This is a genomic window from Pseudomonas sp. ZL2 (assembly GCF_054788455.1).
On record NZ_JBGOGX010000041.1, the window covers coordinates 1 to 21,380 of the forward strand.

24 protein-coding genes are annotated in these 21,380 nt (G+C 65.1%); 11 read left to right on the forward strand and 13 right to left on the reverse strand.

From position 1 onward, the window contains the following. Positions 1-382 precede the first annotated feature (382 nt). The 3 genes from ABM562_RS20945 to hemN all read left to right on the forward strand — a co-directional run bounded on the left by ABM562_RS20945 (position 383) and on the right by hemN (position 3,621). Positions 383-826, forward strand: a complete 444-nt coding sequence (locus ABM562_RS20945) for a CopD family copper resistance protein (protein WP_460423200.1) — start codon at positions 383-385, stop codon at positions 824-826. An 88-nt stretch (positions 827-914) separates the two neighbouring features. After that, a complete protein-coding gene (locus ABM562_RS20950) occupies positions 915-2,249 on the forward strand; it encodes an oxygen-independent coproporphyrinogen III oxidase (RefSeq protein ID WP_115087159.1) in 1,335 nt (444 codons plus the stop codon). Beyond that, positions 2,236-3,621, forward strand: coding sequence for an oxygen-independent coproporphyrinogen III oxidase (gene hemN, locus ABM562_RS20955; RefSeq protein ID WP_115087158.1), 1,386 nt, complete (start codon positions 2,236-2,238; stop codon positions 3,619-3,621). Before ABM562_RS20950 ends, hemN begins: the two co-directional genes overlap by 14 nt. Here hemN and ABM562_RS20960 read toward each other — a convergent pair. From ABM562_RS20960 to ABM562_RS21010, 11 genes are all read right to left on the reverse strand, one after another. Then, positions 3,618-5,102, reverse strand: a complete 1,485-nt coding sequence (locus ABM562_RS20960; RefSeq protein ID WP_460423203.1) for a cytochrome D1 domain-containing protein — start codon at positions 5,100-5,102, stop codon at positions 3,618-3,620. The two genes, hemN and ABM562_RS20960, sit on opposite strands and share 4 nt — an antisense overlap. After that, a complete protein-coding gene (cobA, locus tag ABM562_RS20965; protein ID WP_115087156.1) occupies positions 5,099-5,929 on the reverse strand; it encodes a uroporphyrinogen-III C-methyltransferase in 831 nt (276 codons plus the stop codon). Before cobA ends, ABM562_RS20960 begins: the two co-directional genes overlap by 4 nt. A 72-nt stretch (positions 5,930-6,001) precedes the next feature. Beyond that, positions 6,002-7,180 (reverse strand): heme d1 biosynthesis radical SAM protein NirJ, encoded by a 1,179-nt coding sequence (gene nirJ / locus ABM562_RS20970; protein ID WP_115087155.1) that lies wholly within the window; start codon positions 7,178-7,180, stop codon positions 6,002-6,004. Between the two features lie 14 nt (positions 7,181-7,194). Next, on the reverse strand, positions 7,195-7,695 hold the full coding sequence (ahbB, locus tag ABM562_RS20975; protein ID WP_460423205.1) for a siroheme decarboxylase subunit beta: 501 nt from the start codon (positions 7,693-7,695) through the stop codon (positions 7,195-7,197). Continuing rightward, positions 7,670-8,113 (reverse strand): Lrp/AsnC family transcriptional regulator, encoded by a 444-nt coding sequence (locus ABM562_RS20980; protein ID WP_115087153.1) that lies wholly within the window; start codon positions 8,111-8,113, stop codon positions 7,670-7,672. Before ABM562_RS20980 ends, ahbB (ABM562_RS20975) begins: the two co-directional genes overlap by 26 nt. Further along, positions 8,106-8,621: a siroheme decarboxylase subunit beta gene (gene ahbB / locus ABM562_RS20985; protein WP_460423207.1), complete on the reverse strand. Its 516-nt coding sequence runs from the start codon at positions 8,619-8,621 to the stop codon at positions 8,106-8,108. The genes ABM562_RS20980 and ahbB (ABM562_RS20985) overlap by 8 nt, the downstream gene beginning before the upstream one ends. Beyond that, positions 8,618-9,076 carry an Lrp/AsnC family transcriptional regulator gene (locus ABM562_RS20990; RefSeq protein WP_115087151.1) on the reverse strand — a complete coding sequence of 153 codons (459 nt, stop codon included), beginning with the start codon at positions 9,074-9,076 and terminating at the stop codon, positions 8,618-8,620. The genes ahbB (ABM562_RS20985) and ABM562_RS20990 overlap by 4 nt, the downstream gene beginning before the upstream one ends. A gap of 1 nt (position 9,077) precedes the next feature. Beyond that, complete coding sequence (locus tag ABM562_RS20995) at positions 9,078-10,256, reverse strand: cytochrome D1 domain-containing protein (protein ID WP_134062358.1); 1,179 nt, start codon at positions 10,254-10,256, stop codon at positions 9,078-9,080. Next, complete coding sequence (locus ABM562_RS21000; RefSeq protein WP_115087149.1) at positions 10,253-10,576, reverse strand: c-type cytochrome; 324 nt, start codon at positions 10,574-10,576, stop codon at positions 10,253-10,255. Before ABM562_RS21000 ends, ABM562_RS20995 begins: the two co-directional genes overlap by 4 nt. A 19-nt stretch (positions 10,577-10,595) precedes the next feature. Beyond that, complete coding sequence (locus ABM562_RS21005; protein WP_233673494.1) at positions 10,596-10,910, reverse strand: c-type cytochrome; 315 nt, start codon at positions 10,908-10,910, stop codon at positions 10,596-10,598. 24 nt (positions 10,911-10,934) lie between these two features. Beyond that, the gene (locus tag ABM562_RS21010; protein WP_460423210.1) at positions 10,935-12,623 is read right to left on the reverse strand and encodes a cytochrome D1 domain-containing protein; all 1,689 of its coding nucleotides are present in this window, start codon (positions 12,621-12,623) and stop codon (positions 10,935-10,937) included. Positions 12,624-12,822: 199 nt separating this feature from the next. On the opposite strand from ABM562_RS21010, the gene ABM562_RS21015 reads away from it, so the two are divergent. The 6 genes from ABM562_RS21015 (at position 12,823) to ABM562_RS21040 (ending at position 18,308) form a co-directional block, all read left to right on the forward strand. After that, positions 12,823-13,617, forward strand: a complete 795-nt coding sequence (locus ABM562_RS21015) for an AAA family ATPase (RefSeq protein WP_460423212.1) — start codon at positions 12,823-12,825, stop codon at positions 13,615-13,617. Continuing rightward, on the forward strand, positions 13,601-14,179 hold the full coding sequence (locus ABM562_RS21020) for a cytochrome c oxidase subunit 3 (protein ID WP_233673492.1): 579 nt from the start codon (positions 13,601-13,603) through the stop codon (positions 14,177-14,179). The genes ABM562_RS21015 and ABM562_RS21020 overlap by 17 nt, the downstream gene beginning before the upstream one ends. Positions 14,180-14,188: 9 nt before the next feature. Then, the gene (locus tag ABM562_RS21025; protein ID WP_460423214.1) at positions 14,189-14,425 is read left to right on the forward strand and encodes a cytochrome C oxidase subunit IV family protein; all 237 of its coding nucleotides are present in this window, start codon (positions 14,189-14,191) and stop codon (positions 14,423-14,425) included. Between the two features lie 97 nt (positions 14,426-14,522). Next, on the forward strand, positions 14,523-14,963 hold the full coding sequence (locus ABM562_RS21030) for a c-type cytochrome (RefSeq protein ID WP_010221921.1): 441 nt from the start codon (positions 14,523-14,525) through the stop codon (positions 14,961-14,963). Positions 14,964-14,966: 3 nt separating this feature from the next. Beyond that, positions 14,967-16,394, forward strand: a complete 1,428-nt coding sequence (locus ABM562_RS21035; RefSeq protein WP_115087142.1) for a cbb3-type cytochrome c oxidase subunit I — start codon at positions 14,967-14,969, stop codon at positions 16,392-16,394. A gap of 75 nt (positions 16,395-16,469) precedes the next feature. Beyond that, positions 16,470-18,308: a nitric oxide reductase activation protein NorD gene (locus ABM562_RS21040; RefSeq protein WP_115087141.1), complete on the forward strand. Its 1,839-nt coding sequence runs from the start codon at positions 16,470-16,472 to the stop codon at positions 18,306-18,308. Here ABM562_RS21040 and ABM562_RS21045 read toward each other — a convergent pair. Together ABM562_RS21045 and ABM562_RS21050 are read right to left on the reverse strand one after the other, a co-directional pair. Continuing rightward, positions 18,305-18,496: a protein DnrP gene (locus ABM562_RS21045; RefSeq protein ID WP_134062364.1), complete on the reverse strand. Its 192-nt coding sequence runs from the start codon at positions 18,494-18,496 to the stop codon at positions 18,305-18,307. The genes ABM562_RS21040 and ABM562_RS21045 overlap by 4 nt on opposite strands. Further along, positions 18,493-19,176: a Crp/Fnr family transcriptional regulator gene (locus ABM562_RS21050; RefSeq protein WP_134062366.1), complete on the reverse strand. Its 684-nt coding sequence runs from the start codon at positions 19,174-19,176 to the stop codon at positions 18,493-18,495. The genes ABM562_RS21045 and ABM562_RS21050 overlap by 4 nt, the downstream gene beginning before the upstream one ends. A gap of 352 nt (positions 19,177-19,528) precedes the next feature. On the opposite strand from ABM562_RS21050, the gene ABM562_RS21055 reads away from it, so the two are divergent. Continuing rightward, positions 19,529-20,719, forward strand: a complete 1,191-nt coding sequence (locus tag ABM562_RS21055; protein ID WP_134062368.1) for an NnrS family protein — start codon at positions 19,529-19,531, stop codon at positions 20,717-20,719. Positions 20,720-20,736: 17 nt separating this feature from the next. Continuing rightward, the gene (locus tag ABM562_RS21060) at positions 20,737-21,174 is read left to right on the forward strand and encodes a CopD family copper resistance protein (protein ID WP_460423217.1); all 438 of its coding nucleotides are present in this window, start codon (positions 20,737-20,739) and stop codon (positions 21,172-21,174) included. Positions 21,175-21,380: the final 206 nt, after the last annotated feature.

A 21,380-nucleotide genomic window follows, 5' to 3' on the forward strand; every position in this document is an offset into this window, starting at 1 on the left:
CTCCCAGGGGCAGTGCAAGACCTGTGGGAGCTGGCTTGCCAGCGATGAGGCCAGTCCAGCCAACACATCATGCGGCGCCTGGATTACGACCGCTGCGCGCTCGATCGCCGGCAAGTCCGGCTCCCACAGGATTGGCTGTGCTCCCAGGGGCAGTGCAAGACCTGTGGGAGCTGGCTTGCCAGCGATGAGGCCAGTCCAGCCAACACATCATGCGGCGCCTGGATTACGACCGCTGCGCGCTCGATCGCGGGGCAAGCCCGCTCCCACAGGGCCGGCGTACACAAACCCACTGTGGGATCGGGCTTTGTTGATTGCCGTCAACCACCACACCCCGCCACCGCGCTAGTCTCGAGCCCAGTGCCAGACTCACGCCGAGGCCCCGATGCTCTACCCGCTGCTGTTATCCCTGCACCTGTTCGCCGCGGTGATCTTCATCGGTACGGTGTTCTTCGAGGTGCTGTTCCTTGAACACATCCGCAAGCAGTTGCCGGCCAAGCTCATGCTGCTACTGGAACAGGCCATCGGCCAGCGCGCCCGGCAGTTGATGCCCTGGGTGCTGCTGGTGCTGTTCGGGGCCGGGGTAGGGATGGTCTGGCTGCGCTATGTGCCGCTGCTGGAGGCGCCCCTGCGCTCGTCGTTCGGCACCTTGTTGCTGGTGAAAATCATGCTTGCCGCCAGCGTGCTGGGGCATTTTCTCGTGGCCATGCTGTGGTTTCGCAACGGGCAGATGAACAGCGGCCGGGTGAAGTTCATTCATCACAGTGTGTTCGTTCATCTGCTACTGATCCTGCTGCTGGCCAAGGCCATGTTCTACCTGACATGGTAGCCAGCCGCGCCGCGCTTGATGCAAATCAAGGCCCCTGGGCCGCTCCGGGCGGACACTGATGCTCCGTAGCCCGTCTCGGAGCCCCGCCATGCTTGACTCACTCCATCGCCACCGGCAGCAGATCACCCCGCACGGGCAGTGGCCGGGAGAGCCCGGCAGGCATGCCGATACCCGCAGGTTTCATGCCGGCATCGGCTCGCTGGATGTGTTGCGCGCCCTGCGCGCCAGCCGTCAGCAGCACCGGCCGTTGTCCTTGGGCGTGCAACTGCCCGCCGGGCTCGACAGTCAGGAGCAAGACGCCTATCTGCGCGGCCTGCAACGGGAGATCGCGCTGGTCGGCTGCCACCTGGGAGCCGACCAGAGCATTGAGCAGTTCCAGTTGAGCGGCGCTACCCCAGGGCCCGAGGTGCTGCAGCAGTTGATGGGGCAACTGCGCCAACGCTTCAATTTTCTGCAACACGAATTGGGTGACTACGGCGTTGAAGTCGATCTGCATCACACCGACTGGGCGACCATGGGCCTGTTGCGTGACCAGGGGTTCAACCATGTCAGCATCGGTGTGCCCGATGGCGGCCAGGGTGGTGTGCCGTCGGCAGCCCGTTGCCAGAACCCGGCGCCGATTCATTCGCTGATCGATGCTGCGCGCACCTTCGATTTTCGCTCGGTGAGTGTCGACCTTGGCTATGGCCACGCCTGGCAGACCCCGGACAGCTTCGCCCGCAAGCTTGCCACCCTGATCGAGCTCGAGCCCGACCGCCTGCAGGTGTTCGATTATGCCCAGGCGCCGGCGCGCTACGCCCACAGCGCCCGGCAAGCGCCCTGCAGCGAGCAGGACAAGGCGCTGATGCGGCGCATCTGTTTTGAGCAACTGCCGGCGGCGGGGTACCAGCACATCGGCCTGGGCCAGTTCGTGCGCGCCGACGACGATCTGGCCATCGCCCAGGAACGCGGGCGCCTGCGCCGCAATTGCCAGGGTTTTACCCGGCACGGCTACTGCGACCATGTCGGCTTGGGCCTGGGCGCGATCAGCCAGTTCGACGAACTCTATGCGCAGAATGCCCTGAGCCTCGCGCACTACCTGCAACAGCTGGGCAACGACCAGTTGGCCACCTGCCGAGGCTGGCGCTGCGAGGCGGATGACCAGTTGCGCCAGCGGGTAACCGAGCGCCTGGCCTGTGATCTGGAGCTGGATATCCAGGCCATCGAGGCCCGTTACGGCGTGGATTTTCGCCAGTACTTTGCAAGCGCCTGGCGCCAGCTGGAGGCCATGAGTCGGGCCGGGCTGGTCGAGTTGTCAGCGCGTTACATCAGCATATTGCCCGCCGGCCGGGTGGAAGTGGATGCCATCTGCCAGCTGTTCGAACAGAGCAGCCCGGGGCTTTCCCTCCATCAACAATGGGTCGATCACGATGCCAGCCTTTGAATTCAACCGCGCCCTGGTGAAAAAGTACGACCGTCCAGGGCCGCGCTATACCTCGTACCCGACCGCGCCGCAGTTTCACCCGGCCTTCGCCGTCGATGACTACCTGCAGGCCGTGCAGGCCAGCAACCAGGCGCCGAGGCCCAAGCCGCTGTCGGCCTATATCCATATCCCGTTCTGCCAGAGCCTTTGCTATTACTGCGCCTGCAACAAGATCATCACCCGCAAGACCCATCGCGCGGCCGAGTACCTGGGCTACCTGAAGCGTGAGATTGCCCTGCAGGGCGCGCTGTTCGAGCGCAGTCGCAAGCTGACCCAGCTGCACCTGGGGGGCGGCACGCCGACCTACCTGAGCAACGCGCAACTGGCCGAATTGATGGACTGCCTGCACCAGGCGTTCAACCTCGATGACAGCGACGATCACGAGTTTTCCATCGAGGTCGATCCGCGCACCGTCAGTACCGGGCAAATCCAGATGCTGCGCGGCCTGGGCTTCAATCGCCTGAGTTTCGGCGTGCAGGATTTCGACGCCGCTGTGCAGGCGGCGGTCAATCGCCGGCAAAGCGAAGAACAGATCTACGCGTTGGTGGCCGCAGCACGCGAGGCGCGCTTCAAGTCGGTCAGCGTCGATCTGATTTACGGCCTGCCGCTGCAAACGGTGCAGAGCTTCGACGTGACCTTGGGCAAGATCATCGCCCTGCGCCCGGACCGCATCGCCGCCTACAGCTATGCCCACCTGCCCGAGCAAGTGCGGGCGCAGCGGATGATCCGCCGCGAAGACATGCCGCCGCCGGAGCGCAAGCTGGAGCTGCTGGAGCTGACCATCCAGCGCCTGACCGACGCCGGTTACGTGTACATCGGCATGGATCACTTCGCCTTGCCGGACGACGAATTGGCCCTGGCCCGGGCCAATGGCACCCTGCAGCGCAACTTTCAGGGCTACTCGACCCATGCCGACTGCGACCTGATCGGCCTGGGCGTGTCGGCCATCGGCAAGGTAGGTGACAGCTACAGCCAGAGCGTCAAGCTGCTGTCCCAGTACTATGCGTGGCTCGATCAGGGCCTGCTGCCGATCCAGCGTGGCTACCGCCTGAATGCCGACGACCTGCTGCGCCGCGAGGTGATCAACCAGCTGATGTGCCATGGCCGCATCGATTTTGACCGGTTCCAGGCCGCGCACGGTATCTGCTTCAACGACTACTTCGCCGAAGCCCTGGAGCAACTGGCCGAGCAGGTGGATGACCAGTTGCTGGCGCTTGATCAACACGCCTTGCAGTTGCTGCCCCAGGGCCACTTGATGATGCGCAACACCGCCATGGCCTTTGACGCCTACCTGGGCGGTGGGCGTAAAGGCCAGTTTTCGCGCACCGTTTAGTGCGAAGTGCCCTCGGCGAACTCGATCTTGTTGCCGACGTTGTACTTGCCCGAGGGCTTGTTCATGGGAATGCGCTTGACCTCCTCGAGGGTCTGGCTGTCGTAGACGATCAGCGCGCCGTCGTTGGCCCAGATGCTCAGCAGCAAATAGCGGCCGTCGTGGCTGAACTCGACATGGGCAGCGGTCTTGCCCGGCATCGGCCGCAGGGTGTGGGCGATTTCCAGGGTCTGCTTGTCGATCAGGTGGATGGCGTCGTTGTCGGGGCCGAAGAACACATCGGTCCAGGCATAGGCCGAGTCGGCGTGGCTGCGCATGAAAAAGCCCGGGCCCAGGGTGGGGATCTCCTTGATCAGGCGCCAGGTCTTGAGGTCGATCACCGAGATCAGGCCCTGGCTGATGTTCGGCGTGGCGAACACCCAGTCGCCGTTGCGCCGCCACCAGGTGCCGGAGCCCAGGTGCGGCATGCCGGGCAGGGCAATGCGGCTGAGCACCTGGCCGCTGTCGAGGTCAATGACCTGGCCGCCGTTGGCCTTGCGGGAGGTGGCCAGCAGTTGCCGGTAGTCCGGCGAGAAGGAGAAATCGTCGAGAAAATCCTCGGCCGCAATCCTTCGCGGCACGAAGTCGGGCTGGCCGGCACTGGACAGTTCCCAGACCTCTTTCACGTCCTTGAGCGCCACGATGAAACTGTCCCGTGGCGGTGCCGTGTACACCGCGCTGACCCGCGACGGCGTGCCGTCCTGGCCAACCGCAGCGATGGTTTTCACTGGCGTCAGGTCGCGGGCATCGAGCAGCACCAGGTTGCCTGGCAGGTAGTTGCCCACCAGCACCCAGCGCCCGTCCTTGCTCACCGCCAGGTTGCGGGTATTGAGCCCGGCGCGCACCTCGGCGATCAGTTTCAGGTTGTGCAAGTCGTACTGGCTGACCCAGCCGTCGCGGGAGGCAAAGTAGACGAAGCGGCCATCGGGAGAGAACTTCGGACCGCCGTGCACGGCAAAATGCGAGGCAAAGCGTGCCAGCACGGTGAAGCGGTCGCCGTCGAGGATATTGATGTGGTGATCGCCGGCTTCAACGACCACGAACAGGTTCAGGGGGTCGGCAGCGTGCTGGGGTGTGCCTGGAAGACTGTCGACGGCATTGAGCACCTGGTGGCTGGCGCGGATCTCGGCATCGCTCCAGGTCGGTGGTGTGGCCAGGGGCTGTTGCAGGTAGGTCACCAGGCCGTCGATCCGGGCTGAGCTCAATACTTTGGTAAAGCCGCTCATCTGGCTGGCCGGGCGGCCGGAGGCGATCACCTGGCGAATCTCGGCGGGCTTGATCCGGCTCAGGCTTTCCGGCAGCAGGGCCGGGCCGCTGGCACCGAAACGATTGGCGCCATGGCACTGCTGGCAATGCTGCTGATAGTCCAGGGCGGCCTGGTCGAGGGCCGCGCTGCCCTGCGCCGAAGCCATCCATAACAGCGGGACAAGGGCCAGGGCTTTCATGGTGCGACCTCGGCGGCAAGCGCGGCACCGGCAAAGTGCGCCGGGTGGCGCAGCGCCTGTTCGGCGAACAGCCCGACCACCTTGCCGATCACCGTCAGCGTCGGCGTGGCGGCGGGGCATTGCCGCGCCAGCATTGGCAAGTGTGCGAGGGTGCCGCGCAGCACCTGCTGGTCGGCGCAAGTGCCGCGGCTGATCAGGGCCGCCGGGGTGTCGGCGGCAAGCCCGGCAGCGATCAACTGTTCGGTGATCAGCCGCAGATTGGCCAGGCCCATATAGAACACCAGGGTCTGGCTGCTGTCGGCCAGGCTCTGCCAGGGCAGGTTGAGCGCGCCGTCGTGTTGCAGGTGGCCGGTGATGAAACGGCAGGAGTTGACCAGGTCGCGGTGGGTCAGGGGGATCCCGGCATAGGCGCTGCAGCCGGCGGCGGCAGTGATGCCCGGTACCACCTGACAATCGATGCCGTGCTGCAGGAGGAAGTCGAGTTCTTCGGCGCCCCGGCCGAAGATGAACGGGTCGCCGCCCTTGAGCCGCACCACCCGCTGGCCCTGGGCCGCCAGGTCGACCAGCAACTGGTTGATCTGTGCCTGGGGCAGGCTGTGGTAGCCGCTGATCTTGCCAACGTAATGGCGGCGGCAAGCGGGGGGGATCAGGGCCAGCAGTTCACTGCTGATCAAGCGGTCATAGACCACGGCATCGGCCTGCATCAGCAGGCTCCAGGCGCGCAGGGTGAGCAGGCGCGGATCGCCGGGCCCGGCACCGACCAGGGCGACTTCGCCGGGGCTGAAGGGCGAGTGCAGGGCGGCAGGTAGAACGGAGGCACAATGCATGAGGGCGTTCCTTGTTCCATCATCAGGGGCGCCGGGTCGCCGCCTGTGTCGGCGGCTTGCCCGGTCAGGTTGTCAATGCGTGACGCAAGGAATGCGCGCCGATGGCGGCAGGCCGATTTCTTCATCGCTCAGGTGGCAGCCGGGGTCCTGGCCCCAGAGGTCACCGGCGGCCCAGGCGCGGGTGCGGGTGTTGCCGTTGCAGATGCTCAGCCAATGGCAGGCGGCGCAGCGCCCGGTCACGGCCCGGGGATGCTCGCGCAGGCGCAACAGCAGAGGGTCGGGCTGCTCCAGCCACAGGGTGCGGAACGGCGTGCGGCGTACGTTGCCTACCGAGTGCTGCCACCAGTAGGTGTCGGGGTGCACTTCGCCGGTGTTGTCGATATTGGCGATGGCGCAGCCCGAGGCATTGCCGCCCCAGGCGCGCAGCATCTGCTCCAGTTGCGGGTAGTGCTCGGGTAGATGACGCGCAGTCCACTGCAGCAACAGGATGGCATCGGCATCGTTGTTACCGCTGACGAAGTCGCTGTCGCGGCCGTGCTGGATGTCATCCCAGGCTTGATCAAACAGCAGGTTCATCGCCTCACGGCTCATCTGCTGCAGCGCGTCGAGCTTGCGGCTGCGCTTGCCGCGGCCGCTGTAGTTCAGGTGCGAGAGGTAGAACTTGCCCACGTCACAGTCGCGCATCAGCGCCAGTAAAGCCGGCAGCTGGGCGTGGTTGTCCTGGGTCAGGGTGGTGCGCATGCCGACGCGAATGCCCTGTTCGCGGCACAGGCGCATGGCCTTCAGCGAACTGGCGAAGCTGCCTTTGAGCTGGCGAAAGGCATCGTGGGTGGCCTCAAGGCCATCGATGCTGATGCCGACGTAGTCGAAGCGGGCCGCGCGAACCTGGGCGATGTTGCGCTCATCGATCAGCGTGCCGTTGCTCGACAGGGCGACGAACATGCCTTGGTCGCGGGCATGGGCACTGAGCAGGAACAGGTCGCCGCGCAGCAGCGGCTCGCCGCCGGAGAGAATCAGCACCTTGACCCCGGCATCGGCCAGGTCATCGATCACTTGCAGGGCCGCTTCGGTATCCAGCTCGTCGCGAAACACGCTGTCGGCCGAGGTGGCGTAGCAGTGCTTGCAGGTCAGGTTGCAACGCCTGAGCAGGTTCCAGATCACCACCGGCGGGCGCGGGCTGCCCGGTGGGCTGGTGCGCGGGGCAGGGCCGTGGCCGGCCAGGGCGCGCAGGTACTGGCTGATTCTCAACATGCGACGCTCCTTGCTCAGTGGCTGGTGGGCAGGCGTAAACCGGTTTTCTTCAGGATGCGGCTGCTGACCAGCATGTCGTCGGCCCGGCAGGCATCACCCAGCAGGTAGCGCAGGTGTTCGCGGTAGCTGTCGATTTCGGTGGCGCTGCGGCCATGGACCATGGCGAACAGGTTGTAGCGCCAACTGCCGTTGCGCGGGCGCCGGTAGCAGTGGCTGACGAAGGGCTGGGCGCCGATAAGCCGGCCCAGGCGGGGCATCTGCGCGTTGTCGACATCCCAGACGGTCATGCCGTTGAAGCGATAGCCCAGGCGGTAATGGTTGGGCACGGCAGCGATGCGGCGAATGGCGCCGTCAGCCTGCAGGCGCTTGAGCAGGGCCAGGGTTGCCTCGACGCTCAGGTGCAGCTGCCCGGCCAGCCAGCCCCAGGGATCGTCCACCAGCGGCAGGCCGGCCTGGGTCAGTTGTACCAGGCGCAGGGCCAGGGCCTGTTCAGACCGGGAAGTACAAACCGACATGGTAGGTCTCCTCCTTGGGCAGGTTGAGCGGGGTCAGGCCGGTGCGCTGCTGGATGCGCTGCAGGGTCTGGTCCAGGTGCTCGAGGCTGGCGCAGCCGAGGACGAACCACATGTTGAAGGGGTGTTCGCGGCGGTAGTTGTGAGCGACTTCGGGCATCGCCGCAAGCTCGGCGGCAACGGCCTCGAAGCGTGCTTCAGGCACCGTCAGCGCCGCCAGGGTAAAGGCGCCGCCCAGCCGTTCGATGTCGAACATTGGCCCGAAGCGGGTCAGGGTGCCGTCGTCGAGCAGGCGTTGCAGGCGTTCACGCAGTTGCTGGCTGCTGCTGCCCAATTCCTCGGCCAGCACCTGCCAGGGCTGGGGCACCAGCGGCAGGCCCAACTGCAGGCGGTTGATCAGGCGGCGGTCGAGTTCATCCATGGGCGCTTGCTCCGCTGCTGGCGGGGGCGAAGCGGCCACCGCACTGTTTGAAAGCCTGGGTGCTGAACAAGACCTGGTAGGGCAGGTCGCTGAGCAGGTGCTGCTCGAGCAACGCCGCGATCTGCGCCTCGACCCGCTCGCGCTGGCGGCCATGGACCATGCAGAACAGGTTGTAGCGCCATTGCGGCAAGCACCGTGGCCGCTGGTAGCAGAGGCTGACCAGCGGCTCGCGGCCCAGGCGCTGGCCGACTTCGTCGATCAGGGCGTCGGGGATGTCCAGCACCAGCATGGCGTTGGCAGTAAAGCCCAGGGCGCGGTGGTTGAGCACCAGGCCCAGGCGGCGGAACAGGCCTTGCTGCTGCCATTGGTTGATCTGTGCCAGCACCTGCTGTTCTTCGGCGCCGATCTGCCGGGCGAGGTGCTGGTAGGGGCGCGCAAGCAGGGGCAGGCCGCTTTCAAGCAAGCGCCGCAGGGCCAGGCTTTGCGCGGGATCGAGAATACAGCTCATGGCGCGTCTCCCAGGGCAAAGCCGAGGTCGATGCGGTAGGCGGTGAGCATCGGCAGGTCGAGCGGGGTCAGGCCGGTATCGGCTTGCAGTTCGTCGAGGATGCGCTGCAGGTGCGGGCGGTCGGGCCCGGTCAGTACGAACCAGAGGTTGTAGTGGTGCTCGCGGGCATAGTTGTGGTTGACCTCGGGGTACTGGCTGATGCGCTCGGCCACCTGTTGCAGGCGCTCGGCGGGCACGGCCAGGGCGGCGAGGGTGCTGGCGCCGGCGCGGCGGTGTTCGAACACCGGGCCGATGCGCGACAGGCGGCCATGCCCGGCCATCCGCTGCAGGCAGGCGATGACCTGATCCTCGCTGCAGCCGAGCGCCTGGGCCATCTCCAGGTAGGGTTCGGCGCAGATCGGCATGCCATGCTGGTAGTGTTGGATGAGGCGCCGTTCGAGAGTGTCTAGCGGCATCTCAGTACCCCATCTGCTGGGCGCGGCTGCTGAAGAAGATGCCGCTGGGGGCGGTGGCCGGCAGGGTGGCGAGCCGCTTGAGGCTGTACGGGTCCCAGACCTGCACCTGGTTGGCGTCACGCACCGACAGCCACAACTGGTCGCCACGGGCGGTGAACTCCATGTGCAGCACGGCGGGGCCTGGCTTGAGGTCGGCAATGACGTTGTGGGTTTCGGTATCGATGACCTGCACCCGGTCATTGTCCGGGTAGGCGAAGTTGACCCACAGCTGGCGCCCGTCCGGACGGGCGCTGACGAACACCGGTTGCCCGGCGACGGCGATGGCGTCGGTCTGCTGCCAGGTGCGCGCATCCATCACCAGTACCTGATGGCGCCCGACCGCCGGCACGAAAGCCTGGTTATCGGCCACCGCCCAGCCTTCCAGGTGCGGCATCTTGTACACCGGCAACTTGGCCTGGCCGCGACCGTAGTCGCCGAGCACGCGCTTGACCCCATGCTCCGGGTGCCAGAGGTCGAGCTGGGCCATGCCGTCTTCGCCGAACAGCCCGGCCATGTAATAGCGGCCATCGGCGGTGATCAACGCGTCGTAGGGTTGCTGGCCGATACCTGTAAACCGGGTGATCTGCGGCGTATTGCCGTGGCTGAAGTCGGCGCTCCAGATCTCGCCGCTGTCGAACAGGCTGAACACGAAGCGCTGGCCGGGCGCGTCAACCAGGCCGACCACCCGCGAGCGCTTGGTGCCGTCGGCGAGCAGGGTGGCGGGGATGTCGGCGACCAGCTCAAGGCTGTGCGCATCGAAGACCTTGACCCCGCCAGGCACGTAGTTGGACACCGCGATCAGCTTGCCGTCCTGGCTGATCGCACCACCGATGCTGTTGCCGCCCTGGATCAGGCGTTTGTCGATGCGCTGCTGGAGCAGATCGACCTTGGTCAGGCCGCCGTCACGGCCGAACACATAGGCGTAGCGCTGGTCGCGGGAAAACACCGCCGAGGCATGGGACAAATCGCCCAGCCCGTCGATGCGCGCCAGGGCTTTGCCGGCGCTGCTGTCGATGATCTGCACACTGGCGCTGGCGCGTTCCACCACCAGGCCCAGGTCGCCAGTGCCGCGCAGCGGAGCCTGGGTACAGGCGGACAACAGCAGCGCGCAGGTGGCGGGTAACAGTACGTGTCGGATCATGGGGCAGATGCTCCTTGCAAAAGATGATCGACCAGCCAGCCGATGTCGTCGGCGCTCAGCAGCGCCTCCCAGGCGGGCATCGCGGTGCCGGGGCGGCCCAGGCGCACGGTGGCGAGCAGACCATCGCGGGGTTTGCCGGCAAGGGCCGCCGGCGTCAGTTCCGGGCCCAGGCCGCCGGTCAGGTGCAGGCCATGGCAGGCGCCGCAGTCCTGGGCCAGCAGGTGTTCGAGCTGCGCCTGGCGCTGGGCGTCAGGCGCGGCGAAAGCAGGGGGAACAAGCAGGAGGGACGCCAGGCTCACAACACAGCGGTAAGTATTCATGACGCCCTCCGTGGGTGGGTTACTTGAGGCTCAAGACCCAGTTGGCCAACTGTTTTGCTTCTTCATCACTGACCGCATTGGCCGGCATCGGGATCGGCCCCCAGTTGCCTTGGGTACCGTTCTTGATATGGCTGGCCAGCGTCTCGGCGGCGCCACTGATGCCGGCATTCTTTGCTGCCACTTCCTTGAGCGCCGGGCCTACCAGCTTGGCGTCGACGGCATGGCAGGCCACACAGGACTTGCTCTGGAACAACGCCAGTGCGTCATCGGCCAGGGCCGGTTGCAGGCTCAACGCAGTGGCCAGGGTGCAGAGTGAAAGCAGGGTATTTTTCATGACGACTCCTTGCGTTGATGAAGCTCAATAAATGTCGTGTTGGGTGTTGTAGACATTGAACTTGCCGGTCGGGGTGATCAGCCGCTTGTCCTTGATCACCTGCTTGAGCGCCAGGGTCTTGTCGTCGATCACCACCAGTGCCGACTCCTCGGTCTGGCCGTTCCACACCGAGAACCACACCTCGTCACCGGCCTTGTTGTACTCGGGCTGGACCACGCGCAGGGCGCCTTGCTTGATCCCCGAGTACTCGGCGATCGGCAGCACCTTGTAGCCGGCATCGAGCTTGTCGATGTCGAACACCGCCACCGACTGGCTGAGCTTGGTGTCCGGGTTCAGGGTGGTGTCGACGTACAGGTGGCGCGAGTCGGGGTGGGTCTTGATGAACAGCGAGCCGCCGCCCTGGCCCTTGAGCGAGCCGACCTGTTTCCAGGCGTACTGCGGGTACTTCAGTGGGTCGGTGCCGATCATCGAGATGCCGGCATCGCCCAGGTGGCTGGTGGCCCACACCGGGCCGAACTGCGGGTGCACGAAGTTGGCGCCACGGCCGGGGTGCGGGGTCTTGCCGACGTCGACCAGGGCGGTCAGGCGGCGCTCTTTGGAGTCGATCACCGCCACCTTGTTGGCGTTGTTGGCCGCGGTCATGAAGTAGCGATGGCTGCTGTCCCAGCCACCGTCATGCAGGAACGGCGCGGCGTCGATGCTGGTGATGGTGAGGTTCTTGATGTCTTCGTAGTTGACCAGCATGACCTTGCCGGTTTCCTTGACGTTGACGATGAACTCCGGCCATTCGTGGGAGGCGATGATCGCTGCCACCCGTGGCTCGGGGTGGTACTCCTGCTTGTCGACGGTCATGCCGCGGGTCGAGACGATCTGCTTGGGCTCCAGGGTCTCGCCGTCCATGATGGTGAACTGCGGCGGCCAGTAGGAGCCGGCGATGGTGTACTTGTCTTCAAAGCCCTTGAACTTGGAGGTCTCCACCGAGCGCGCCTCGATGCCGACCTTGATTTCGGCCACCTTGGTTGGCTCTTTGGGCCACAGGTCGATCATGTCGATGCGCGCATCGCGGCCGATCACCAGCAGGTAGCGGCCGGACGCCGAGATCCGCGAGATGTGCACGGCGTAGCCGGTCTCGATGAGCTTGACGATCTGCTTGCTGTCGCCGTCGATCAGGGCGATCTTGCCGTCGTCGCGCAGGGTCACCGAGAACAGGTTCTGCAGGTTGAGCTTGTTCAACTGGTGAGTGGGGCGGTCTTCGGGTTTGACCAGCAGCTTCCAGGTGTTGCGGGTTTCGGCCATGCCCCATTCCGGCGGGGTGGGCGGGGTGTGCTGGATGAAGTGGGCCATGCTGGTGATCTGCGCCTTGGTCAGCGCGTTGGAGGTGCCCCAGTTCGGCATGCCGGCCGGCGAGCCGTAGATGATCAGCGCTTCCAGGTAGGCCTGGCCACGGGCCTGGGTGATGTCCGGGGTCAGCGGCTTGCCGGTGGCGCCCTTGCGCAGCACGCCGTGGCAACCGGCGCAGCGCTGGAAGTAGATCTCCTTGGCGGCATCGAAATCGGCCTGGGTCATGTCCGGCGCGCCGGCCGTGGTGACCATGGCCGGTTGCGCGGCAGCGCTTTTCTGCTCGGCGCCGACGCTGGTGGGCAACGCCAGCGCCAGCGCCGAACAGAGGCTGGCGAGGCTCAGGGCAAAGGTTTTTCGGTTACTGATCAGCATTCCTTCTCTCCTCAGGCTAGACCTTTGCGATGTGCTGGAATGCCAGGACAGAGCGCAGGTTCTTGGTGCCTGGAAAGGCTATGCCGGAGCAGGCCGCGGACCGCTTGACGGCGATCAAGTTTGCCGGCCATGGCGCTTGCCAGGTTGTCGCAGGGGCTCTTAGCGTGGTCGTCGAACCCGCTGTCTATCCAGGTAAGCCATGGACCTCACAGAACCCCGCTGCGAACCCTTCTACCAAGCGCAAGGCAACGAACTGACGCTGTTCGAACAGGCCTGGCGCCACGGCATGCCGGTGCTGATCAAAGGCCCCACCGGTTGTGGCAAGACCCGCTTTGTCCAGCACATGGCCCATCGCCTGAAACTGCCCCTGCACACCGTGGCCTGCCACGACGACCTCAGCGCTGCCGACCTGATCGGCCGCCACCTGATCGGCGCCCAGGGCACCTGGTGGCAGGACGGGCCATTGACCCGGGCAGTGCGCGAGGGCGGCATCTGCTACCTCGACGAAGTGGTCGAAGCACGCCAGGACACCGTGGTGGTGCTGCACCCGCTGGCCGATGGCCGCCGCGAGCTGTTTCTCGAACGCACCGGCGAAGTGCTGCAGGCGCCGCCGTCGTTCATGCTGGTGGTGTCCTATAACCCCGGTTACCAGAACCTGCTCAAGGGCATGAAGCCCAGCACCCGCCAGCGTTTCGTGGCCCTGCGGTTCGACTATCCGCCCGCCGCCGAAGAAGCGCGCATCGTGCGCCGCGAGGCCGGGGTCGATGGCGCCCTGGCCAACCAGATCGTCAAGCTCGGCCAGGCCTTGCGGCGCCTGGACCAGCATGACCTGGAAGAGGTGGCCTCGACCCGTCTGCTGATTTTCACCGCACGGATGATCGGCGCCGGCATGAACCCGAGGCGGGCCTGCCTGGCTTGCCTGGCCGAGCCGCTCAGCGATGACCCGGTGACGGTGGCGGCGTTGATGGACGTGGTCGATGTCCACTTCGGCTGAGCAACTGCCCCGGCAGTTGCCGGGCGACCTGGCGATGTGGCTGTTCATCCTCGCCGAGCTATCGGTGTTCGCCATCCTGATCCTGGCCTTTGCCGTGACCCATCACCTCAAGCCGCAGCTGTTTGCCGCCAGCCGCGCCTTGCTCGACGCCTCCACGGGCCTGGCCATGACCCTGAGCCTGCTCAGTGCCGGGGCGCTGGCGGCGCTGGCCCAGGTGCAGGTGCGCCAGGGGCAGCCGAGGCGGGCGGCATTGTTGCTGCTCGCCGCCTTACTGGTCGCCTGCGTCTACGTGTGGCTCAAGCTCGGCGAATACCGCCACCTGCTCGGCGCTGGGCTGGGCATCGAGCGCAACACCTTCTTCACCTTGTACTGGATTCTCACGGGCTTTCATTTTCTCCATGTGCTGCTCGGCATGCTGATCCTGGCCTGGCTGGCGCTGACGGCCTGGCGTCGCGGCTATGGCCCTGGCCAGTGCAGCGGCTTCGAATCCGGGGTGCTGTACTGGCACATGGTCGATCTGGTCTGGGTGCTGCTGTTCCCGCTGGTTTACCTGCTGGGTTGAGGAGGGCGCATGCCCACATCGATAGTTCTTTTGCTGTGCTGGCTTGCCCTGGCGTGCCTGAGCCTGGGCACGGTGATGCTCGGCCAGGGCACGTTCATCCTGCTACTGGCGGCGGCCAAGGCCTGGCTGATCACCGACGGCTTCATGGAACTGCGCCACGGCCCGCAGCGTTGGCGCTGGCTGTTGCTGAGCTGGGCCCTGGTGCTGGTGGCGCTGGTGGGCCTTGGCCTGCATCTGCGCGGCTAATACCTGAGTAAAACCATCGGCGTTTCTTGATCGCCATCAAGCAGGTTTTTGCCCCGCGCTTTCTATCATGGCCAGGCCAAGCAATGAGGAAGCGACCATGTCAGAGACCTTCACCAAGGGCATGGCCAGGAACATCTATTTCGGGGGAAGCGTGTTCTTCTTCCTGATATTCCTGGCTTTGACCTACCACACCGAACAGACCTTTCCCGAACGCAGCAACGCCGCGCAATTGACCGACGCGGTGGTGCGCGGCAAGACGGTCTGGGAGCAGAACAACTGCGTCGGCTGCCACACCCTGTTGGGCGAGGGCGCGTACTTTGCGCCGGAGCTGGGCAACGTGTTCAAGCGCCGTGGCGGCGAGGAGGGCTTCAAGCCGTTCATGCATGCCTGGATGAAAATGCAGCCGCTGGGCGTGCCCGGCCGCCGGGCCATGCCGCAGTTCAACCTGAGCGAACAGGAAGTCGACGACATCGCCGAATTCCTCAAATGGAGCTCGAACATCAATACCAATGGCTGGCCGCCAAACCAGGAGGGCTGAGTGATGAACGTTGCCAATCCGCATCTTAAATTTGCCTCCCAGGCCGTTGCCAAACCCTACTTCGTGTTCGCCCTGATCCTGTTCCTCGGCCAGGTGCTGTTCGGTTTGATCATGGGCCTGCAATACGTGATCGGGGACTTCCTGTTCCCAGCCATTCCGTTCAACGTGGCGCGCATGGTGCACACCAACCTGCTGATCGTTTGGCTGCTGTTCGGCTTCATGGGCGCCGCCTACTACCTGGTGCCGGAGGAGGCCGACCGCGAGCTGCACAGCCCGAAGCTGGCGATTTTGCTGTTCTGGGTGTTCGCCGCCGCCGGGGTGCTGACTATCCTCGGCTACCTGCTGGTGCCCTATGCCGGCCTTGCGCGGCTGACTCACAACGAGCTGCTGCCGACCATGGGGCGCGAGTTCCTCGAGCAGCCGACCATCACCAAGCTGGGCATCGTCGTGGTCTGCCTGGGCTTTCTCTACAACATCGGCATGACCCTGCTCAAGGGCCGCAAGACCACCGTGAGCATGGTGATGATGACCGGCCTGATTGGTCTGGCGGTGTTCTTCCTGTTCTCCTTCTACAACCCGGGGAACCTTGCCCGCGACAAGTTCTACTGGTGGTGGGTGGTGCATCTTTGGGTCGAGGGCGTGTGGGAACTGATCATGGGCTCGATGCTGGCCTTCGTGCTGATCAAGATCACCGGGGTCGACCGCGAAGTGGTGGAAAAATGGCTGTATGTGATCATCGCCATGGCGCTGATTACCGGCATCATCGGTACCGGCCACCACTTCTTCTGGATCGGTGCGCCCGAGGTGTGGCTGTGGGTCGGTTCGATCTTCTCGGCGCTGGAGCCGCTGCCGTTCCTGGCCATGGTCATGTTCGCCTTCAGCATGGTGAAAAACCGCCGCCGCCAGCACCCCAACCGCGCCGCCACATTGTGGGCCAAAGGCACCACGGTAACCGCGTTCTTCGGTGCCGGGGTCTGGGGTTTCCTGCACACCCTGGCACCGGTCAATTTTTACACCCATGGCACGCAACTGACCGCCGCCCACGGCCACCTGGCCTTCTACGGTGCCTACGCGATGATCGTCATGACCCTGATCAGCTACGCCATGCCGCGCCTGCGCGGGCTCGGCGAGGCCGCCGATGAGCGTTCGCAGACCCTTGAAGTGTGGGGCTTCTGGCTGATGACCCTGTCGATGGTGATGATCACCTTGCTGCTCACCGCCGCCGGCGTGGTCCAGGTGCTGTTGCAGCGCTGGGCCGAAGACGGCACGGCCTTGCCGTTCATGTCCACCACCGATCAGTTGCGCGGGCTGTTCTGGGCGCGGCTGGTCAGCGGCGTGGGCTTTCTCGCGGGCCTGTTGTGCTACCTGCTGAGCTTTCGTCAGCGCGGGCGTGCAGCGCTGCGCGCGCCAGCCAGGGTAGTGCCGTCATGACCCCGGCGGTTGCTTGATCATGTGCGGCCCGGCTGATCCAGCGGGCCGCTTTCTGCTTTGTGCAAAGGAGGCAACATGGCCTTCACGGTTGAAATGGAAGAGTGGGTTGGCAGTGTCTGGCATCGTTTCATCACCCGCCGGGCGAGTGCCGATTTCCCCGCGGCGCAAGTAGCGCTGGCGCCGCGACAACGGGCCCTGGCCCTGTTGTTCAGGGCCATGGGCGGGGCGGGCGGCATGGGGGTGGAGGCGGCCAGCGAGCGTGACCTGCTGCTGCGCCGCAGCCTGTTGCAGCAGATCGCTGGCACCTGCAAGCAGGCGCCGCTGGCCTGGTGTGACGGGCATAATCTGCGCTTGCCGGCGCAGCTTGCGGTGTTCGCGGATGCTGCCTTGAACCAGGAGCTGTACCGCTGGCTGGCCATGCTCGCGGCGCAATCGGGGCCGATGCGTCATTGGGGGCGGGACAATCAGCGCTGGACGCGCGAGCTGCTGCAACGCTTTCCGGGGTTGGTGGGCCGTTACCAACGGCTGGTCGATGCCCACCTGCAACTGCGCCCGGATCCGGCCGCGCTGAGCGCCGATGAAGCGCGGCTTGAGCGCGCCTTGCGCCAGGCCCTGCGCGAGCCGGGCAGCGTCGAGGATTTTCCGCGCAGCGAACGGGCGGCCTGGCCACTGCCGCTGTGGCTGTATCCACCCCTGCAGCTTGCCAGCGCCCAGGCTGGCGACCTTGAAGACGCCCAAAACGAGCTGCCCAATACCCCCGGCGAGCAGCAGGGCGGACGCAAGCGCGCCACCCGCATCGAGGAGCGCCCGGCCAAGGGCGGCCTGTTGATCGTGCGCCTGGAGAACCTGTTCAGCTGGACCGAACACGTCGACCTCGACCGCTGGGCAGATGACAGCCAGGACCCGGATGCCGCCCGGGTGGCCGAGGACCTCGATCAGCTGACCTTGTCGCGCACCCGTATCCGCAAGGGCGGCGGCCTGAAACTGCACCTGGACCTGCCGCCGGCCCAGGTCGACGACATTCCCCTGGGCGACGGTATCAAGCTGCCGGAGTGGGACTATCGCCAGGGGCGCTTGCAGGCCAACTTCGTCAACCTGCAACTGCTTGAACCCCGCGACTGCGAGCCCCAGCCACTGCCAGCACGGCTGCAAACCTCGGCACGGCGCTTGCGCCGGCAGTTCGAGCAACTGCGCACCGATCGCCAATGGTTGCGCCAGCAGCCTCAGGGCAGCGAGCTGGATTTGCAGGCCTGGCTGGATTTTCATGTCGAGCGCGTGCATGGCCAGTGTGCCGAGCGCGGCTTGTTCATGGAACAGCGCCACACGCGCCGGGACCTCGCCTGCCTGCTGCTGGCGGATGTGTCGATGTCCACCGATGCGCACCTGAACGATGAACAGCGGGTGATCGAAGTGATCCGCGACAGCTTGCTGCTGTTCGGCGAAACCTTGTCAGCAGTGGGGGATGACTTTGCCTTGTACGGCTTCTCGTCGCTGCGTCGCCAACAGGTGCGCCTGCAGCAACTGAAAGCCTTCGAGCAACGCTACAACGATGTCACGCGCGGCAAGATTCAGGGCCTCAAACCCGGTTACTACACCCGCATGGGCGCGGCGATTCGCCAGGCCAGCCAGTTGCTCGGCGGCTGCAAACGGCGGCGCAAGCTGTTGCTGCTGCTCACCGATGGCAAGCCCAATGACCTGGACCTCTACGAAGGGCGTTATGGCGTTGAAGACACCCGCGAAGCCGTGCACGAAGCCCGGCGCATGGGCTTGACGCCCTTTTGCATCACCATCGACCGCCAAGCCGGTGCTTATTTGCCGTACATGTTCGGCAGCAACGGCTACGCGCTGATTCGCCAGCCTGAGCAACTGCCGCTGCGTTTGCCGCAGCTGTATCGGCAGTTGACCCAGCCTTAGCGCGGTAACCAGAACACCATCGCCACGCAGAACAGCGTCAGGCCGATGCAAAACCACAGAAAGCGCAGTTGCTGGCGTGCCCCGGCCAACGCTGCGGTGGCCGGCAGCGGCATGCCGCAGTGCTCGCAAGTGCTGGCCCGGGCCGGGTTGGTGTGTTCGCAATACAGGCATACGGGCAGGGCGTTCATTCGAATTGCTCCAGCCGTGGCCGATCGAGAATGACGATGCGCCGCCCCTCCTGGGTGATGATCTTTTCATCGATCAGGCGGCGGATGATTCTTGAGAAGGTTTCCGGCTGGATCGACAAATGCCCGGCGATCAGCTGCTTGGCCATCGGCAGTTCGAACTGGCGTTCCACCGGCTGCGCGTGCATCAGTTGCGTCAGCAGGTAGCGCACCACCCGGTGGGTGGCATTCTTCAGCGACAGCGTTTCGATTTCATTGACCCGTTGGTGCAGGCGTACGCACAGCTTGCCGAGCAGGGCGAAGGTCAGCCGGCTGTTGCTCTGCAGCAGGCGCATGTAGGTGCTGGTCGACAGCCGATACAATTGCGATTGCCCGACCGCTTCGGCCGATGCCACATAGTTGGGGGTGTCCATCAGCATCATCGCTTCGGCAAAGGTCTGCCGCGGGCCGATGACTTCGAAGACCTTCTCCTGGCCGTCCGGGGTCAGACGGTAGATTTTCACCGCGCCGGCGATCACGAAGTAGAACGCCTCGGCCGGCTCACCCTGGCGGAACAGCGGCTCGCCCTTGTCGACGCTCAGCAGCTGGCTGTTGCCCATCAGTTCGTCGAGCTGCTCGTCGTTCAACGGCTCGAACAAGTGGTGGCTGCGCAGGATCTGGTGGTGGACGCGGTGAAGCACCATGGCGATTCATCCTCAAGCGGGAAAGGGGCACGGACCAGGAGGTTCTGATCGAGCAAGAGCCGGGCCAGGCGACGAGCCCCGGGTTTTCTGACGCGCTGATGCTGGCGGGTAAAAAATACCCTGGGCAAATGGGTTGAATTGACCATTCAAGGGTCATTTCTACCCTTGTTCTATCGACTTCAGCCTGCAATCACGTCAGGGCACAACCCTTGCACTAGCGTATTCAACAGCGATTGGCAGCCTACGCCGTTACACGTCGCGCGCCTTGACGTGCGACAAGGGCGGCAGCCTGCCGATGGCAGATGATGACGCCGGTTCAGTACCACCCGGCAACAAGGTAAGGAGAGGCTTGATGCAAGTACTTGATCGCCGTAAAGCGCTGGCCATCGTGCCGCTCTTGCGCCTGGCGTTCCGGCCGATGTTCCTCGCGGGCTGTGCGCTGGCAGTGCTGGCGATACCGCTGTGGCTGGCGGCCCTGAACGGCGCCCTGGGCAACTGGCAGCCGGCCGGCGGCTGGCTGGCCTGGCACCGCCATGAACTGGTGTTCGGTTTTGGCCTGGCGATCATTGCCGGCTTTCTGCTCACGGCGGTGCAGACCTGGACCGGGCAGCCGGGCCTGAGCGGCAAGCCGCTGGCGGGCCTGGCGTTGTTGTGGCTGGCGGGGCGAGTGGCGTGGCTGGCGAATGTGCCCTGGCCGTTGCTGGCGCTGCTGGAGCTGGGTTTCCCGTTGCTGGTCGCCGTATTGATGGGCCGCACCCTGTGGCGGGTGCGGCAGAAACGCAATTACCCGATAGTGATGGTCTTGCTGCTGCTGACGGTGGTCGATGGCCTGGCGGTGTATGGCCTGGTGCAAGGCCACGATGGCTGGCAGCGCCAGGGCGTGCTCGGCGGCATCTGGCTGGTGGCGGCGATGATGGGCCTGATTGGCGGGCGGGTGATTCCGTTCTTCACCCAGCGCGGGTTGGGGCGGACCGAGGCAGTCGTGCCCTGGCCCTGGCTCGACTGGCTGTTGCTGGCAGGGTCGGCGCTAGTGGCGGTGTTGTATGCGGTGGGGCTTGCCTTGACGGCGAATGCCGGGATTGGCCTGTTGTTTGCCGCCCTGGCGCTCGGGCATGTAGTGCGCCTGTGGCGCTGGCATGACCGCGGGATTTGGCAAGTGCCGCTGCTGTGGTCGTTGCACCTGGCCTACGCTTGGTTGGCCCTGGCCTGCCTGGGCATGGCCCTGTGGCATTTCGGTGTGCCATTGAACCCGAGCCTGGCGGTGCATTGCCTGACTATCGGCGCCATGGCCGGGTTGATCCTGGCGATGATTGCCCGCGTCAGCCTTGGCCATACCGGGCGGGCGTTGCTGCCGCCGACGGGGATGACCCTGGCGTTCGTTCTGCTCAACCTGGCGGCTGTCAGCCGGGTGGTGCTGGTGCTGTGGATGCCGCTGGGCGGCTTGTGGCTGGCGGGTATGTGCTGGGTACTGGCGTTTGCCTTGTATGCCTGGCGCTATGCACCGATGCTGCTGCGCGCCCGGGTTGACGGGCACCCTGGTTAAGCGCCTGGAGGCGAAGGATGTGGTATCCGTATTTACTGGTGATTCATCTACTGGCGGCGATTGCCTTTATCGGCACGCTGTTTTTTGAAGTCGTCATCTGGCAGACGGCGCGGCGGCAAGTGCCGGTTGCGGCGCAGGCCGGGGTCGACCAGGCGCTGTCGGTGCGTTCGCGCAAGGTGCTGCATGGCGTGGTGTTGCTGCTGTATGGCGCCGGTGTTGGCCTGGCCTGGCATCACCGCGCGGCCTTGAGCCAGCCGTTGGCCAGCAGCTTTGCCAGCCTGCTGAGCCTGAAGATCGTCCTGGCCCTGAGCATCATTGGGCATTACCTGTTGCTGGCGTTCTGGCTCAAACGCGGACGCTTGAGCGAGGGGCGTGCACGTTGGATTCGCTGCAGCATTCTTGGCCATATGTTGGTGATCGTGGTACTGGCCAAGGCGATGTTCTATTGGCATTAGCCTGCGCCGTACTCAGGCGGGCCCTACTTGTAGGAGCGGGCTTGACCCGCGATGAGGCCAGTACAGCCAGTACATCAGGTGTCGTCTGGATTGCGACCTCTGCGCGCTCGATCGCTGGCAAGGCCAGCTCCCACAAGTCCGGCGTACACAGATCCACTGTGGGAGCTGGCTTGCCGGCGATGAGGCCGGTACAGCCAGCACATCAG

Bases quoted from the DNA above. Each gene is read 5' to 3' on its own strand.
- ABM562_RS20945 (WP_460423200.1), top strand. From the start codon at position 383: ATGCTCTACCCGCTGCTGTTATCCCTGCACCTGTTCGCCGCGGTGATC.
- ABM562_RS20950 (WP_115087159.1), top strand. From the start codon at position 915: ATGCTTGACTCACTCCATCGCCACCGGCAGCAGATCACCCCGCACGGG.
- hemN (WP_115087158.1), top strand. From the start codon at position 2,236: ATGCCAGCCTTTGAATTCAACCGCGCCCTGGTGAAAAAGTACGACCGT.
- ABM562_RS20960 (WP_460423203.1), bottom strand. From the start codon at position 5,102: ATGAAAGCCCTGGCCCTTGTCCCGCTGTTATGGATGGCTTCGGCGCAG.
- cobA (WP_115087156.1), bottom strand. From the start codon at position 5,929: ATGCATTGTGCCTCCGTTCTACCTGCCGCCCTGCACTCGCCCTTCAGC.
- nirJ (WP_115087155.1), bottom strand. From the start codon at position 7,180: ATGTTGAGAATCAGCCAGTACCTGCGCGCCCTGGCCGGCCACGGCCCT.
- ahbB (WP_460423205.1), bottom strand. From the start codon at position 7,695: ATGTCGGTTTGTACTTCCCGGTCTGAACAGGCCCTGGCCCTGCGCCTG.
- ABM562_RS20980 (WP_115087153.1), bottom strand. From the start codon at position 8,113: ATGGATGAACTCGACCGCCGCCTGATCAACCGCCTGCAGTTGGGCCTG.
- ahbB (WP_460423207.1), bottom strand. From the start codon at position 8,621: ATGAGCTGTATTCTCGATCCCGCGCAAAGCCTGGCCCTGCGGCGCTTG.
- ABM562_RS20990 (WP_115087151.1), bottom strand. From the start codon at position 9,076: ATGCCGCTAGACACTCTCGAACGGCGCCTCATCCAACACTACCAGCAT.
- ABM562_RS20995 (WP_134062358.1), bottom strand. From the start codon at position 10,256: ATGATCCGACACGTACTGTTACCCGCCACCTGCGCGCTGCTGTTGTCC.
- ABM562_RS21000 (WP_115087149.1), bottom strand. From the start codon at position 10,576: ATGAATACTTACCGCTGTGTTGTGAGCCTGGCGTCCCTCCTGCTTGTT.
- ABM562_RS21005 (WP_233673494.1), bottom strand. From the start codon at position 10,910: ATGAAAAATACCCTGCTTTCACTCTGCACCCTGGCCACTGCGTTGAGC.
- ABM562_RS21010 (WP_460423210.1), bottom strand. From the start codon at position 12,623: ATGCTGATCAGTAACCGAAAAACCTTTGCCCTGAGCCTCGCCAGCCTC.
- ABM562_RS21015 (WP_460423212.1), top strand. From the start codon at position 12,823: ATGGACCTCACAGAACCCCGCTGCGAACCCTTCTACCAAGCGCAAGGC.
- ABM562_RS21020 (WP_233673492.1), top strand. From the start codon at position 13,601: ATGTCCACTTCGGCTGAGCAACTGCCCCGGCAGTTGCCGGGCGACCTG.
- ABM562_RS21025 (WP_460423214.1), top strand. From the start codon at position 14,189: ATGCCCACATCGATAGTTCTTTTGCTGTGCTGGCTTGCCCTGGCGTGC.
- ABM562_RS21030 (WP_010221921.1), top strand. From the start codon at position 14,523: ATGTCAGAGACCTTCACCAAGGGCATGGCCAGGAACATCTATTTCGGG.
- ABM562_RS21035 (WP_115087142.1), top strand. From the start codon at position 14,967: ATGAACGTTGCCAATCCGCATCTTAAATTTGCCTCCCAGGCCGTTGCC.
- ABM562_RS21040 (WP_115087141.1), top strand. From the start codon at position 16,470: ATGGCCTTCACGGTTGAAATGGAAGAGTGGGTTGGCAGTGTCTGGCAT.
- ABM562_RS21045 (WP_134062364.1), bottom strand. From the start codon at position 18,496: ATGAACGCCCTGCCCGTATGCCTGTATTGCGAACACACCAACCCGGCC.
- ABM562_RS21050 (WP_134062366.1), bottom strand. From the start codon at position 19,176: ATGGTGCTTCACCGCGTCCACCACCAGATCCTGCGCAGCCACCACTTG.
- ABM562_RS21055 (WP_134062368.1), top strand. From the start codon at position 19,529: ATGCAAGTACTTGATCGCCGTAAAGCGCTGGCCATCGTGCCGCTCTTG.
- ABM562_RS21060 (WP_460423217.1), top strand. From the start codon at position 20,737: ATGTGGTATCCGTATTTACTGGTGATTCATCTACTGGCGGCGATTGCC.